This window comes from Umezawaea tangerina (assembly GCF_003002815.1).
GTDB classification, from domain to species: Bacteria; Actinomycetota; Actinomycetes; order Mycobacteriales; family Pseudonocardiaceae; genus Umezawaea; species Umezawaea tangerina.
Window position 1 is genome coordinate 200,647 of sequence record NZ_PVTF01000005.1, and the last position, 14,191, is coordinate 214,837.

A 14,191-nucleotide genomic window follows, 5' to 3' on the forward strand; every position below is an offset into this window, starting at 1 on the left:
GCCGGGCCCCGTCCACCGAACCACCCCTACCGGGGTACCGACGACCTCGTGATCCGGACGACGAGCAGTGGCAACGCCGCGATGAGACCCGTGACGACGAACGCCGCGGCGAAGGCGGACTCGGTCGGCAGGCCCGTGACCGGGTCGGTCCCGAGGGCGAGGACCCCGCCGCCGAGCTGGGTGCCCAGCGCGGCGCCGATCACGCGCGTCACCACGAGCAGGCTCGTCGCGATGCCGATGTCCTTGGTCTCCACGGAGGCCGCGGCACCGGCGAGCAGCGCCGTGGTCGCGAGGCCCACGGCGAACGCGGTCAGCACCCTGGCGAGGACGAGCTGCCACACCGCGTCGTGCAGCAGGGCCAGGGCGCACATCGTGACCGCCGTGACGGCGGCGCCCACGACGACCACGGCACGCGGACCGAACCGCCGGGACGCGATACCGCCGACCGAGTCGCTCACCACGCCGATCAGGGCACCCGGCAGCAGGTACAGGCCGATCCGGGTGGTGTCCGCCGCGAAGCCGTACCCGTCACCGGACACCGCGAACAGCTGCGGGAGCAGGATGGCGATCATCCCGAACCCGGTGGCCACCAGGAAGGTGAGCACGTAGGCGTTCCGCGTCGCGGGCACCGCCAGCATCCGCAGGTCGACCGTCGGCGTGGCGGACCTGCGTTCGACGAGGATCCACGCGGTCGTGCAGGCGGCGACGACCAGCACGACGGCGACCATCGCGAGCGGCGGCAGGCCACCGCTCGTCAGCACACCGAGCCCGACCATGAACGCGAGCAGCGTGGCGCTCAGCAGACCCACGCCGAGCCAGTCGATCCCGGAGTCCGATCCGGTCGGCGGGTCGTGCGGCATGAGCCGCACCACGACCACCGTCGTCACGATGACCGCGGCCGTCGGCAGTGCGAACATCCAGTGCCACGACAGCCCGTCCGCGATCGGTCCCGCCACCACCGTCCCCACCATGCCGCCGCCGGTGAACAGCGCGACGACCAGCCCGACCGCCGCCTGCGACTCCCCGCTCGAGAGGTGCTTGCGCACCAGGATGAAGGACAGGGGCAGCGCTCCGACCATGCCGCCCTGGAGCACCTGCCCCAGCAGCAGCACCGGCAGGGTGGGCGCCAGGCTGGACAGCAGACCACCGGCCGAGATGACGGCCACCAGCCAGATCAGGACCCGCTTCCCGCCGTAGCGGTCGCCGAGCTTGCCCGCGACGGGTGCGATGACCGCGCCGGTGAGGGCGAACGCGTTGGCGACCAGGGCTCCCTCCGCGGGACTGATCCCCAGTTCCCGTTGCAGCAGCGGGAGCGCGGGCTCCACAACGGACTGCAGCGCGCCGAGGGCGAGCGCGAGGATGCCGAGGGCACCGACCGACGACCTCCCGATGCGGACCGGGGAGACCACAGCGTCGAACATGGACGTCCTTTCGTCGTCGACCACCAGGTGGGGTCGACCGCCAGTGCAGGGGCTTCGACCTCCAACACTCCCCGCGGGCACCTCGCCGGGCATCGTTCGTCGTCGCCGTCTTCCCCTGGTGCGCCCGGACCAGCCGGGCCCCGTCCTGGTGCGCACGCACTACAGACCGCCCAGGACCGCGAACGGCCGATGGCCACCTCAACGGCCCACGCCGTTACCCGAGTGGACGTTGCGGAGGGCGGAACGGTTCTACGGAAAGTAGCGAGGGGTCCGATCCAGACCGATCAGTCGTCACCTGTTCAGCCCAGCCACCTTCTACCCGCTGCCATCCGCGGGAGCGACCACTGGGCCGATCGCGGCCTCTTGACGTGAACCGGTTTCGCGCCTCGACGATTGGTCCATACCTATCGGCGTAGCCAGACCGGATCGGTCGTACCGCGCACGACCGGCATGACAAGAGGAGTTCCGAATGTCGATACCCCGGTTCCTGAAGCGCGCCGGAGTGGCCGTGAGCGCACTCGTCGCCACCACTGGCGTCCTGGTGCTCCCGGCCACGACCTCATCAGCACAACCGTCCACATCGGACGCGTCCTTCGTGGTCGGCGAAGCCCAGTTCGACCAGATCTTCCCCGGCCGCAACAGCTTCTACACCTACGGCGGTCTGACGGCCGCGCTCGACGCCTACCCCGGCTTCGCCAACACCGGCGACGACACGGTGAAGAAGCAGGAAGCCGCGGCGTTCCTGGCCAACGTCAACCACGAGACCGGCGGTCTCGTCTACGTCGTGGAGCAGAACACCGCGAACTACCCGCACTACTGCGACACCAGCCAGTCCTACGGCTGCCCGGCGGGCAACGCCGCGTACTACGGCCGCGGCCCGATCCAGCTCAGCTGGAACTTCAACTACAAGGCCGCCGGGGACAACCTCGGCATCGACCTGCTCGGCAACCCCTACCTCGTCGAGCAGGACGCGGCCGTCGCGTGGAAGACCGGGCTCTGGTACTGGAACACCCAGACCGGCCCCGGCACGATGACCCCGCACGACGCGATGGTCAACGGCCGCGGCTTCGGCGAGACGATCCGCAGCATCAACGGCTCGATCGAGTGCAACGGCGGCAACCCCGCCCAGGTGCAGAGCCGGATCGACAAGTACACGCAGATCACCGGGATCCTGGGTGTCCCGGCGGGCGACAACCTGTCCTGCTGACACCAGCACGGCGTGGAGGGCCCTCCCGGACGTCCGGGAGGGCCCTCCACGCGTTCATGGGGACGTCCTGCTGCACGTGCCAGGGAACCACCGTTGCGAGCCACCCCCGTCTTGCTTTACGTTACGTAACGTAAAGCAGAGGAGGAGACGATGGACCACACCACCCTCGGATCGCTCGTGGTGTCCGCCCAGGGGTTGGGCTGCATGAGCATGAGCGAGCACTACGGCCCGACCGACTGGGACCGGGCGACCTCGGCCGTGCGTCGAGCGCTGGACCTCGGTGTCACGCTGCTGGACACGGCCGACATCTACGGCGCCGGGCACAACGAGGTGCTGCTGGGCCGCGCCATCGCCGACCGGCGCGACGAGGTCGTCGTGGCCACGAAGTTCGGGGTCGACCGCTCCGCGGGCGACCACCGCCGCCGGGTGCGGGGAGAGCCGGACTACGTGCGGCGCAGCTGCGACGCCTCGCTGCTGCGGTTGGGAGTCGACCACATCGACCTGTACTACCTGCACCGGCCGCCGCAGGACGTCGACCTGGCCGAGGCGGTCGACGCGATGGCGGGTCTGGTGGCCGCGGGCAAGGTGCGCCACCTCGGGCTGTGCGAGGTCGACGCCGACCAGCTGAGGCGGGCGCACGAGGTGCACCCGATCACCGCGGTCCAGAGCGAGTACTCGTTGTGGAGCCGGGACGTCGAGGCCATCGCGCCGGTCATGGCGGAGCTGGGCGTCGGCCTGGTGCCGTACTCCCCGCTGGGACGCGGATTCCTCACCGGCGACGTCGCTCCGGACTCGCTCGGGGCGGCCGACGTGCGGCGCGGGCATCCGCGGTTCCAGGGCGACGACGGGACCGCCAACCAGCGCCTCGCCGACCGGATCGGTGCGGTGGCACGGGATCTGGGCGTCACCGGTGCCCAGCTCGCCCTGGCCTGGGTTCACGCAGGCGGCCGCAGGCTCGGGCTGCCGGTCGTGCCCATCCCCGGCACCAGCAGCCCGGACCACGTGTCCGACAACGTGAAGGCGCTGGACATCGTGCTCGAGGACGCGGTGCTCGCCGAGCTGGAACCGTTCGCGCAGGAGGTGCGCGGCGACCGCAACGGTCCCCTGCAGGCCTCCGCGACCCAGGCGCGGTCGTGACCGGCTCCAGGGGCCGCCCCCGCGAGGGCACGCACGAGGTCCGCGCGCTGGAAAGCGCGGGCGAGCTGCTCCTGGAGGGCGGGGTGGCCGCCTGCACCGTCGAGGCCGTCAGCAAGCGCAGTGGCGTCAGCAAACCGACCCTCTACCGGCGCTGGCCGCACCGCACCGCACTGGCGATCGACGCGTTCGCCGCCCGCATCGGCGAGCTCGTGCCGGTGGTCGAGACCGGGGACGCCGCGGAAGACCTCGTCCGGGCGGTGGCCAACCTCGCCGAGCAGTACCAGGGCCGCGACGGAGTCGTCTTCGCCGAGCTCATCGCCGCCGCCGTGCTGGAACCCGGCACCGCCGACCTGCTCAACGACCGCTTCTTCGCCCCTCGCCGCGCGGTGCTGCGCGCCCTGTGGGCCACCGGTGTCGACCGCGGCCAACTCGACCCGCACGTCGACGCCGACCTCATGATCGACCTGCTGTTCGGACCGGAGACGTTCCGCCTGCTCCTGGGCCACGGGCCGACCGACCCGCACTCGGCCGTCCAGCTCGCCCGCGCCGCCCTGCGCGGATTCGTCCTCACCCCACCGCGGCACTGACCCGCGGAGGACCACCTCCTGCTGCCCGGCACCGACACCGGGCAGCAGGAGGACCGGACCCGTCGACGTCGAGGCCCTGTGTCGCGGGCGCTTGCCGACCTCATCACCGCGTTCGCCACGTCCTGATCGTCGCCCCGAACAGGTCGACTGTGGCGCCGGTCACACCCAGGCATCCCTTTTGCGGGAGCGGTCGTGTTCACATCGTAAGGAACATTAACCCGCCAGGAGATGCCCATGAAGAAGTCGGCCATTCACTGAAACCGAGGATGACGTCAGTTCGGACGACCACCGACCGCTGACGATTCCCGAATTCACACACCCAGGTATCTCCTGCTACAGGCGCGCGCCTTCATCCGGTCACCTGTAAACCGCATCGGGCCTGGTCACGCCCTTCCCAGTGCGGAAGGGCCGCGTCGACTCGGTTTCCAACCGGACATCCGGCACCCGTCGTCGTGCGATCGACCCGGAAGAACAGCACGGCCGCTGTCGCGCGCGCCATTCCACGACCGTGAACGAACAATCGACAGGACAACCGCGTGCTGCGAAGAATTCCCTCCGACGACACCGGATTCGCCTCACGCGTACTCGACCCGGTGCACGAGGACGTCGCACCGCGAATGCCGGTCGCGGACGACGGCAACCGTTGGCGTCGACCCGCGCTGGTCCTGGCGGCGATGGTCGCCGCGGCGCTGCTCACGGCGCTGGTGTTCGTGGTGCGCGCGGGTGACCCCGGCGTCTCCAACTGGCCGGTGAACTGGGAACTGTGGTCCAGCGACAACGGGGTGCTCTTCCAGCTGCTCCAGGACGTCGTGGCGGGCCGCGATCTGGACTGGAGCTTCTCACCGCAGGTCTACGTCTTCCCCGAGATGCCGGTGAGCGCGGTCGCCTTCGCGCTCGCGAGCGGTGACGTCTACGCCTACTACCTGTTCGTGGCGGCCATCAACAACGCGTTGCTGTTCGGCGCGCTCTACCTGGTGGTGCGCCTGCTCTTCCCCGACGCGCGGGTCGTGGCGCAGCTCGCCCGGGCGGCGGTCGCGTGGCTGCCGCTCGTGATCCTGCCGCTCGTCGGGACGGCCTGGGTGTTCTCGTTCCACCTCGCGCCCACCTACTACTTCGGCATGTACCTCGTCCTGCTGGGGGCGCCCGCGCTCTACCTCGTGCGCTCCCAGAACGCGCGGTGGGCGATCGCCGCCGCGATCACGCTGACCGCCGCGTCGAACCCGCTCGTCCTGGTGTTCGCGGTGCCGGCGCTCGTGCTCGTCGGGCTGCTCGTGGCACTGCGATCGGGCTGGCGGACGATCGGACGCCCGGCATCGCTGCTCGGCGGAGTGCTCGTCACGGCTCTCGTCGTCCGGCTCGTCGCCTTCACCGGGATGCAGGGCACCTCGCCGTTCACCTACGTCGACCTCGAGCTGTTCCAAGCGCGGCTCGGCTGGCTGTGGCCGCACGCCTCGGATCCGACGGGTAACTCGATCCTCCTCACCGGACTGCTCGCCGCCGTCGTGTGCCTCGTGGGAGCGGTGTTCCTCGCTCGGCGCTACTGGCGCCACCGCGACCCGCGCAGGCTCGTCGCCGTCTGGTACGGCCTCGTCCCGCTCGTGGGGCTCGTGGGCACGGCCGTGCTGCTCATCACGCACCAGTACTACCTGTGGCCGGTGCTCATCGCGCCGATGGTCTTCCTGCTGCTGGCCGTTCCCTTCCGCGCCGTGCCGTGGACGCTCGCCGCAGGACTCGTCGTGCTCCTCTCACTGGTGGTGACGACCTCGTCGTTCGGCGACGAGGGGCGCTACTTCGGGCATCGCTCGGCGGAGACCACGTGCCTGGACACCGTGCTGCCCGCCGGTCACGAGGTCGGCTACGCGACCTTCAGCGACGCGCGCCGGCTCCAGCTCACCAGCCTGCGCGGCATCCGGTTCATCCCGCTCAAGTCGAGCGGCGTCCAGGCGACCTGGCTCACCAACCTGGACTACCTGCACGCCGAGACGGGCACCTTCTTCTACCTCAACGAGGCCTGGGGTGAGCCCGTGATCGACAAGGACCTGATCAGCCGGTCCTTCGGCGAGCCCGACCAGGTCCTCGGCTGCGGCGACCGGCTGGCGATCTGGCTGTACGACGACCCGGCGAAGCTCGCGCGCATCACCGAGCACTTCCACGTCCGGCGGTGAGGCGGGCGAGCGTCCGGCCGGTGGTACGACGCCAGGCGACCCGATCACGAGCGGCTGACGACGACCTTGCCGACCGTGCGGCCGGACTCCACCATCCGGTGGGCCTCGCGCAGGTTCTCCGCCGTGAAACCGACGAGCTCCGTGGTCAGGGTGCTGCGCAGGTCGCCGGAGTCGAACATCTCCGAGGCGCGGTTGAGCAGGTCGCGCTGGACGGCGATGTCGGCGGTCTCGAAGGCGCTGCGGGTGAACATCCACTCCCAGTGCCAGCTGATGCTCTTCCGCATCAGCGGCTGGAGGTCGAGGTCGGGGTGCCCGTCGATGGCGCAGACCTCGCCGAAGGGCTTGCTGATCTCCGCGTAGGCCTCGACGTTGCCCTTGGAGTAGGGGCTGAAGATGTAGTCGACCCCGTCGGGGACCCCGGCCAGGACGTTCGCGGCGAAGTCGCCGCTGTGGTCGACCACCGCGTCGGCGCCGAGCAGGTGGACCCAGTCGCGGGACTCCTCGCGCGACGCGGTCGCGACCACGGTCAGCCGGGTGGTCTTCTTCGCCAGCTGGATGAGCATCGACCCGACCCCACCGGCGCCCGCGACCACGAGCAGCGTCCCCCGGCTCGACGGGGTCAGTCCGAACTTGTCGGACATCGCCTCCCACGCGGTGATGGTGGTCAACGGGACGGCCGCGGCCTCGGCCCAGGTCAGGCTGGACGGCTTGCGCCCGACGATCCGGGAGTCGACCGCGTGGTACTCGGCGTTGCTGCCGGGCCGGGTCACGTCACCGGCGTAGTAGACCTCGTCGCCGATCGCGTACCCGGACGCCTCGGGACCGAGGGCGACTACCGTGCCCGCGGCGTCGAAGCCGAGCACCGCGGGCGTCTCCGCGGTGGGCGCGGCGGCGCGGCGCTTGACGTCCGCGGGGTTGACCGACACCGCGGCGACCCGGACGAGGAGGTCCCGCGCGCGCAGCTCGGGCAGGGGAAGCTCGGCTTCCACCAGGCACTCCGCGTCGGTGACGGGCAAACCGCGGTAGGAGCCGACGGCGGTCATGCGGTCGGGCAGGCGTGGAACTGTCGTCATGCCCGCGACGCTAGTCGCACGGGGGTACTTTCCCGCAAGGTGACCAACTTCCCGATGGGAACCGGACCTTCTCGTGCCTGCCCCGACGACCCGTTCCCTTGTGGACGGTGGGGGAACGGGTCGTCGGGGGCCATCGCCTCCTACTGCCCGAGAGTCGGGTAGTCGGTGTAGCCACGGGAGTCTCCCCCGAAGAACGTGGCCGGGTCGGCGTCGTTCAGAGCGGCCCCCGCGGTCAGGCGCTCGACCAGGTCGGGGTTGGCCAGGGCCAGGCTCGCGACCGTGACGAGGTCCGCGAGGCCGCTGTCCAGGTCGGCGACCCTCGTGGCCAGGTCGGCGCCCGCGCGGTTCACGACCAGCGTGCTGCTCCAGGCTTCCCGGATCACGCGCAGGAGCTTGTCGTCGTCCCCGCGCTGGACCACCTCCAGGTAGGCCAGCCCCAGGGGTTCCAGCGCCCGCACCAGTGCCGGGTAGAGCTCGTCGACGTCGTCCTCGACGATGCCGTTCTGGGGGATTCCGGGGGTGATCCTGATGCCGGTGCGGTCGGCACCGATCTCCTCGGCGACGGCGGTGGCCACCTCGACGGCGAACCGGACGCGGTTGTCGACCGACCCGCCGTAACCGTCGGTGCGCCGGTTCGCACTGCCGGAGAGGAACTGCTGCACCAGGTAGCCGTAGCCCCCGTGGATCTCCACGCCGTCCGCTCCCGCCCGGATCGCGGCGGCAGCGGCGACCCTGAAGTCCTGGACGGTCGAGGCCACCTCGTCGGTGCTCAGCCCACGCGGCTCGGGAATGGGCAGCCGGCCGGTGGCGGTGGGCATCTCCGCGTCCGGTCGGATCGGCGAGGGGGCCACGGGCTGACGGCCGTGCGGCGTGTTGGAGGGGTGTGAGACACGGCCCGCGTGCATGAGCTGGATGAAGATCTTCCCGCCGCCGCGGTGGACCGCGTCGGTCACCTGGCGCCATCCCGCGACGTGCTCGTCGGTGTAGATCCCAGGGGTCAGCAGATATCCCTGTCCGTCGGCCGAGATCTGCGTCCCCTCGGAGATGATCAGGCCCATCGAGGCGCGCTGACCGTAGTACTCGGCGTTCAGCGCGGTCGGGACGCCTTCCGGTGTCGACCTGTTGCGCGTCATGGGCGACATCACGAGGCGGTTCGCGAGGTTCACGGCGCCGACCTGCGCGGGCCTGGAGAACGAGGACGCTGGGGTGCTCATGGTGGTGGGTCCTTCGGTGATGGGGTGGGGTGTCGGGATCGACTGAGGGCCGGACGGGGGCGCGTCGGGAGCGGAGGGCTGATGCGCCGCACCGGGGAGGTCAGTCCGGGGCACCGGTGGTGAGCACGAGCTTCCCCTTGGTGCGCCGATCCTCGCCGCGCGAGTGGGCCTCACCCGCCTGGCGCAGGTCGAAGACCTCCTCCACCTCGACCGTGAACTTGCCCGTGTCGAAGAGCGCGGCGATCGCGGCGAGGCCCGCACCGTCGGGTTCGACGAGGAACGGCGTCGTCCGGACGCCCAGCGATGCCGCGACCTCCGCCAGTTCGGGAGACACACCCGAGGGGATCGCCACCACCAGGCCGCCGGGGCGCACGGTCCGCGCGGAGCGGGTCCCGGTCCTGTCGTGCGCGTCGCCGACGAGGTCGATCACCACGTCGATGTCGCCGACGACCTCCTCGAAGCGGACCGACGTGTAGTCGACCACCTCGTCCGCGCCGAGCCCGGTCAGCCAGTCGTCGCGCTCGGCACTGGCGGTTCCGACGACGTGGGCGCCGAGGTGCTTGGCGAACTGGACGGCGAGGTGGCCGACACCGCCGGCGGCGGCGGTCACCAGGACCCGTTGGCCGGGCTGGACCTTCGCGGTGTCCACGAGCGCCTGCCAGGCGGTGAGCCCGGCCAGCGGGATCGCGGCCGCCTGGACGTGGCTGGCGCGTGCGGGCTTGAGGGCGAACTGCCGCGCGGGCGCGGTCACGTACTCGGCGTACGCCTTCGCCGGGCGCGGGAACCACGGCATCCCGTACACCTCGTCACCGACCTCGAGGGTGGTGACGCCGAACCCGACCTCCTCGACCACTCCCGAGACGTCCCAGCCGAGCGTGACCGGGAAGTCGCCGAGCAGCCCCGACACGCCGCTGCCCGCCCTGGACTGCCAGTCCACCGGGTTCACCCCGGCGGCGTGCACCCGCACCAGCACCTCGGTCGGCAGGGGGACAGGCCTGTCCACCCGCTCGAAGCGCAACACCCCCGGATCGCCGAAGCCCTGCTGGCGCACGGCGAACATGCTCGTATCCGACATCGAAGTCCTTTTCTCGTGGTGGACGGGGTCGCCCGGTCCGCGGGCCGTCGTCCAGAGGCACGAGCGTATGCACGGGGATGTGGTTACCCGCAAGGGTTGCTGCTTCCCCTGGCGAAGCAGCAACCCTTGCGGGTAACCACGACGGCGCGTCTACGGTCCACGCGGCACCTGGTCGGCCGAGACTTCGGCCGCGGTCCACCTGTCCACAGTGGATGGTGGCTTCGCCATCACCTGCGCCGAGGTGCCCGGCATCGACGCGGCCGAGGTCGCGGAGACCGTGAGGTCGGGCTGCGTCGCGCCCAAGGCGCCGGCCGTGCAGATCCCCCTCGACGCGACCCTCGTCCGAGGCACCCCGCTGGTGCGGGCGAGGCCCCGCACCAGCGGGTGTGGTCGTCGTACTTCCCGATGGGAAGTAGGCGACCTTGCGGGTAAGTACCCCCCGCGGGATACCGTCGCGTGGAGACCGGAGGGTGACCGCGACGGCGTGGTCCCCCGCCGTGGGCTACGACGGGAGAGTCGCCATGACCGCGAAGTGCGCCACAGGAAGGCACTCCGACCACGACGTCTACGCGGCGCAGTGCCCGTGCCGGACGATGTTGGACCTGTTGGCCAACAAGTGGTCCGCACTCGCCATCGGCTCCCTGGAGGACGGGCCGCGGCGCTTCGGCACCCTCCAGCGGGAGCTGCAGGGCGTCAGCCCGAAGGTGCTGACCCAGACGCTGCGTCGACTGGAGGACTACGGCCTCGTCGACCGCACCGTCTACCCCGTCGTGCCCCTGCACGTCGAGTACTCCCTCACCACGCTCGGCAAGAGCGCCGCCGCACCGCTGGCCGCGCTGCGGAACTGGGTGGAGGACAACATGGACGCCGTCAACGAGACCGTCCTGGGCTGTCCCTGACGGACGGGACCCCGGCGATGACGGCGGTCGGCGTGCGACTCACGTCCGGGACGTGCCGCCGTTGTCCTCCAACGACGCCCGCATCCCGGCGCACAGCCGGTGCAGCAGTGCCAGGTCCTCTTCGGACAGACCCACCTCGCACACCATCCGCTCGGGCACGTCCCAGGCGGCCCGCTGCAATTCCCGACCGGCGTCGGTCAGCGCGACCACGAGCCTGCGCTCGTCGGCGGCGTCCCGAGCCCGCGTGAGCACACCCTTGTCCTGCAAGCGCTTCAGCAGCGGCGTGAGGGTCGGGGAGTCCAGCCGCGTCTTGCGCCCCAGCTCCACGACGCTCACCTCGTCGGCCTCCCACAGCGCCAGCATCACCACGTACTGCGGGTAGGTGAGCCCCAGCGGCTCCAGCATCGGCCGGTAGGCGCGCTGGATCGCCTGCACGGTGGTGTACAGGTCGAAGCACGGCTGGTCGTGCAGGCTGTGGGCGATGGGAGCGTCCTAGCGCCAGTAGTGGTTGGCCGCCGCGATCGTAGCGAACTCCACCGCGACCACGTGCGCGATCGCGACCAGCGCCACCGGGTCCTCGGCGTAGACCGGCCGCAGCCTGACCCGCACCTCGGCGTCGGGCTGCGTCGCCTTGACGGTGCTCCTGGCCAGCTTGATCGCCAGCGCACGCCCCTCCTCGACGGTGGGGGTGATGAGCGAGAGGTCGGTCGCGGTCGTCATGGTGTCTCCTTCGTCGTGTTAGTTAACGCGCTAATTATTAGTGCATGAACCAATATGAATCAAGCATGAGCCGCATCACCACCGACCGCTGTCCACGTGGTGGACGTGCCATGTGTAGTCGTGGTTATTATTAGTCAACATTATGACTATGGAGGCCCTGGACAGTCGATGAAGCCGCACGAGACGAGCGCCCCCGACCCCGTTCGCAGCACCGAGTACCTGCGCTACGTCGCCTTGGGCGACAGCCAGACCGAAGGCGTCGGGGACGGTGACGACATCACGGGCCTGCGGGGGTGGGCCGACCGGCTCGCCGAGAACCTCACCGTCGGCAACCCAGGGTTCCGCTACGCCAACCTCGCCGTCCGCGGCAGGCGCGCGGGCGAGGTCCGGGCCGAGCAGCTGGGGCCCGCTCTCGCCCTGCGTCCCGACGTGGCCACTGTCGTCGCCGGGGTCAACGACCTGCTCCGGCCGCGGGTCGAGACGGCCGCGGTGGTCGGTCACCTGGAGGCGATGTTCGCCGCGCTGACCGAGTCCGGAGCCCGCGTGGCGACCGTGACGTTCCCCGACCTCACCAGGGTCATCCCCCTCGCCCGACCGGTCCGCTCCCGCATCCTCGACATCAACGACCGGATCCGCGCCGCGGCCGCCCGGCACGGGGTCGCGGTCGCGGAGATCGCCCGGCACTCCTCCGTCGCCGACCGCCGGTTCTGGAGCGAGGACCGGCTGCACTGCAGCCCGTTGGGGCACCAGCTGATCGCCGACGCGGTCGCGCACGCCCTGGGGGTGCCGGGCAGCAGCGACTCCTGGACCCAACCGCCGCCACCCGACCTCATGCCGACGCCACGGGGTGCCGCCGCCGAACTGCGCTGGGCCGCCACCTTCCTGCGTCCGTGGCTGGGCAGGCGCCTGCGCGGGCAGTCCTCCGGCGACCAGCGCACGGCCAAGCACCCGCAGCTGCACCGGATCGAGGCACCGCGCTTGTCGTGACGGCGCGGCGGATGTGCCGCAACTACAGGCCGTCCCAGAAGTCCGACAGCACGCGGGCGGACCGGACCGGGTCCTGGAGCATCCACCAGTGGCCGAGACCGTCGAGGTCGACGGCACGGGCACCGGCGCGCCCGGCGGCGCGGTGGCGGAGGGCGACGCTGCCCGCGGTGAGGTCGTCGGTGGCCACGGGCACCAGACCGGGTCGGGCCGCCGCGCGGGCCAGATCACGCCCGCGTCCGGCCAGCACGTCCTCGGGCACGGAGCGGTACAGCGCGAGGATCGCCCTGGCCATGTCGGGACCTTGGCCGAGCGCCACCGCTCCGGCCGCCGACTCCGGGATGCCCCACGAGACCATGCGCGCCGTGCGCGCGGCGACGTCCCCGGAGAAGGTCTCCTCCAGGTGGCGTTCACCGTCCCCCGGCGTCTGCCAGACCTTGGCGATCTCGTGCCAGGTGAAGTCCGGCTCGTAGCCGCCGATGGTGTCGCTGACCCAGCTGCGCAGCAGGTCGGGACGTGCCATCGCCACCTCCAGCACGTAACCGCCGCCGAAGTCGTGGCCGACCAGGTCCACCGGCGTGGTGAACCGCGACAACTCCTCCACGAGCCAGTCCCGGTAGTCGAGGAAGGTGGCGCCGAAGCCCGCGGGCAGAGCGGCGCCGAACCCCAACGGCGAAAGCCGCACCACATCCCGCTGCCGGGCTTCGGGCAGCTCCGCGATCAGGGGTGCCCACACCGCTGAGGTCACCGGGACACCGTGGACGAAGACGATGGTCATACCGGCTACTACAGCAACACCCCGGCACCGACGTCCAAGACCTGTTCCGCACCTCGTCATGCCGCAAGCGCATGACTCCGCGACGCCCCCGGTTGGGCCGAGCGCAGGCAAAGCGGAACCTTCCGCCGGGTTTCCCTGGCCACGCGATACCGGGCAGCGGGATGGTGACGGGGTTCCGGTTGGTCGGACGTCGTCGACGGGGTGGGCGCGCATGAGTGGGTTCGACGTCGACGTCGGCGAGGTGCGGGCGCACGCCGAAGCCGTCTCGATCTTCTCCGACCAGGTGGACGCGGCAGGCGACACGGCGCGGGCCGCGGTGGGCGGTGACGCGTTCGGCTTGTTCGGAGCCTCCTTCGCCTCGGCTCTCGTGCTCGCCGCCGACCAGGTCCGCGACGCCATCGCGGGAGGCGCCGTGTCCCTCACCGACGTGCGGGTCGGGCTGCGCGAGACCGCCGACCTCTACCAGCAGGTCGACGAGGCGCAAGCCCAGCTGTTCCGCGGCGTCGACGGGGAGCCGGACCACTCCGGTACCACCTCCACCTCCGGAGCCGCCGCTTCCGGGACGGGCTCGCCGAGCACCACCCGCGGGATGCCGTCGACCACTCCGGTCTCCGGCGACCGGCCGTTCCAGCAGGGCGACGTCATCCCGGCCAAGCTCGGCCGACCCCCTCAGCCGTCCCCGCCCGGTCAGCGCGCGAAAGCCGTCGCCGTGCTCCAGCGGATCGCCGAGGAGGAGACCAGGTTCTGGAACTCCGACCGGGGCAACTGGGTCGGTTCCCTGATGCCGGCGAGCATGCGGTACTCGATGCTGGTCAGCAGCAGGGACAGCTGGCTCGCCGAGTTCCCGCCCGCGGAACGGGATCGGATCGCCAGGCAGCTGGGTGTCCGGCCGGGGGGCTGACGGACCCGTCGCGGTGTCCGAAAAGGACGC

The 14,191-nt window shown here is 71.1% G+C and carries 15 protein-coding genes; 7 read left to right on the plus strand and 8 right to left on the minus strand.

Going from position 1 to position 14,191, the window contains the following annotated elements; genetic code table 11:
* Positions 1-26 precede the first annotated feature (26 nt).
* On the minus strand, positions 27-1,421 hold the full coding sequence (locus CLV43_RS18445) for an MFS transporter (protein ID WP_106188799.1): 1,395 nt from the start codon (positions 1,419-1,421) through the stop codon (positions 27-29).
* Positions 1,422-1,890: 469 nt separating this feature from the next.
* On the opposite strand from CLV43_RS18445, the gene CLV43_RS18450 reads away from it, so the two are divergent.
* The 4 genes from CLV43_RS18450 (at position 1,891) to CLV43_RS18465 (ending at position 6,517) form a co-directional block, all read left to right on the plus strand.
* The gene (locus CLV43_RS18450) at positions 1,891-2,628 is read left to right on the plus strand and encodes a chitinase (RefSeq protein WP_106188453.1); all 738 of its coding nucleotides are present in this window, start codon (positions 1,891-1,893) and stop codon (positions 2,626-2,628) included.
* A gap of 150 nt (positions 2,629-2,778) precedes the next feature.
* The gene (locus tag CLV43_RS18455) at positions 2,779-3,765 is read left to right on the plus strand and encodes an aldo/keto reductase (protein ID WP_106188454.1); all 987 of its coding nucleotides are present in this window, start codon (positions 2,779-2,781) and stop codon (positions 3,763-3,765) included.
* The gene (locus CLV43_RS18460; protein ID WP_106188455.1) at positions 3,762-4,352 is read left to right on the plus strand and encodes a TetR/AcrR family transcriptional regulator; all 591 of its coding nucleotides are present in this window, start codon (positions 3,762-3,764) and stop codon (positions 4,350-4,352) included. Before CLV43_RS18455 ends, CLV43_RS18460 begins: the two co-directional genes overlap by 4 nt.
* 536 nt (positions 4,353-4,888) lie before the next feature.
* Positions 4,889-6,517 (plus strand): hypothetical protein, encoded by a 1,629-nt coding sequence (locus CLV43_RS18465; protein ID WP_146174799.1) that lies wholly within the window; start codon positions 4,889-4,891, stop codon positions 6,515-6,517.
* Between the two features lie 44 nt (positions 6,518-6,561).
* Here the strand turns inward: CLV43_RS18465 and CLV43_RS18470 are convergent, their stop codons facing one another.
* From CLV43_RS18470 to CLV43_RS47830, 4 genes are all read right to left on the minus strand, one after another.
* On the minus strand, positions 6,562-7,590 hold the full coding sequence (locus CLV43_RS18470) for a zinc-binding alcohol dehydrogenase family protein (RefSeq protein ID WP_245886643.1): 1,029 nt from the start codon (positions 7,588-7,590) through the stop codon (positions 6,562-6,564).
* A 140-nt stretch (positions 7,591-7,730) separates the two neighbouring features.
* A complete protein-coding gene (locus CLV43_RS18475; protein ID WP_106188457.1) occupies positions 7,731-8,804 on the minus strand; it encodes an alkene reductase in 1,074 nt (357 codons plus the stop codon).
* A 100-nt stretch (positions 8,805-8,904) separates the two neighbouring features.
* Positions 8,905-9,879, minus strand: coding sequence for an NADP-dependent oxidoreductase (locus tag CLV43_RS18480; protein WP_106188458.1), 975 nt, complete (start codon positions 9,877-9,879; stop codon positions 8,905-8,907).
* 150 nt (positions 9,880-10,029) lie between these two features.
* The gene (locus tag CLV43_RS47830) at positions 10,030-10,182 is read right to left on the minus strand and encodes a hypothetical protein (protein ID WP_170155894.1); all 153 of its coding nucleotides are present in this window, start codon (positions 10,180-10,182) and stop codon (positions 10,030-10,032) included.
* Between the two features lie 167 nt (positions 10,183-10,349).
* Here CLV43_RS47830 and CLV43_RS18490 point away from each other — a divergent pair, with 167 nt between their 5' ends.
* Positions 10,350-10,778, plus strand: a complete 429-nt coding sequence (locus CLV43_RS18490; RefSeq protein ID WP_245886646.1) for a winged helix-turn-helix transcriptional regulator — start codon at positions 10,350-10,352, stop codon at positions 10,776-10,778.
* A gap of 39 nt (positions 10,779-10,817) precedes the next feature.
* Here the strand turns inward: CLV43_RS18490 and CLV43_RS18495 are convergent, their stop codons facing one another.
* Both CLV43_RS18495 and CLV43_RS18500 read right to left on the minus strand, forming a co-directional pair.
* Positions 10,818-11,213 carry a MarR family winged helix-turn-helix transcriptional regulator gene (locus tag CLV43_RS18495; protein WP_245886650.1) on the minus strand — a complete coding sequence of 132 codons (396 nt, stop codon included), beginning with the start codon at positions 11,211-11,213 and terminating at the stop codon, positions 10,818-10,820.
* Positions 11,214-11,270: 57 nt separating this feature from the next.
* Entirely contained in the window at positions 11,271-11,498 is a 228-nt protein-coding gene (locus CLV43_RS18500; protein WP_106188460.1) for a hexameric tyrosine-coordinated heme protein, read from the minus strand.
* A 168-nt stretch (positions 11,499-11,666) separates the two neighbouring features.
* Between CLV43_RS18500 and CLV43_RS18505 the strand changes: the two genes are divergently transcribed.
* Entirely contained in the window at positions 11,667-12,485 is an 819-nt protein-coding gene (locus tag CLV43_RS18505; RefSeq protein WP_106188461.1) for an SGNH/GDSL hydrolase family protein, read from the plus strand.
* Positions 12,486-12,507: 22 nt separating this feature from the next.
* Here the strand turns inward: CLV43_RS18505 and CLV43_RS18510 are convergent, their stop codons facing one another.
* On the minus strand, positions 12,508-13,260 hold the full coding sequence (locus tag CLV43_RS18510; RefSeq protein WP_106188462.1) for an alpha/beta fold hydrolase: 753 nt from the start codon (positions 13,258-13,260) through the stop codon (positions 12,508-12,510).
* Between the two features lie 211 nt (positions 13,261-13,471).
* Here CLV43_RS18510 and CLV43_RS18515 point away from each other — a divergent pair, with 211 nt between their 5' ends.
* Positions 13,472-14,161 carry a WXG100 family type VII secretion target gene (locus CLV43_RS18515; protein ID WP_170155895.1) on the plus strand — a complete coding sequence of 230 codons (690 nt, stop codon included), beginning with the start codon at positions 13,472-13,474 and terminating at the stop codon, positions 14,159-14,161.
* The last annotated feature ends 30 nt before the right edge of the window (positions 14,162-14,191 follow it).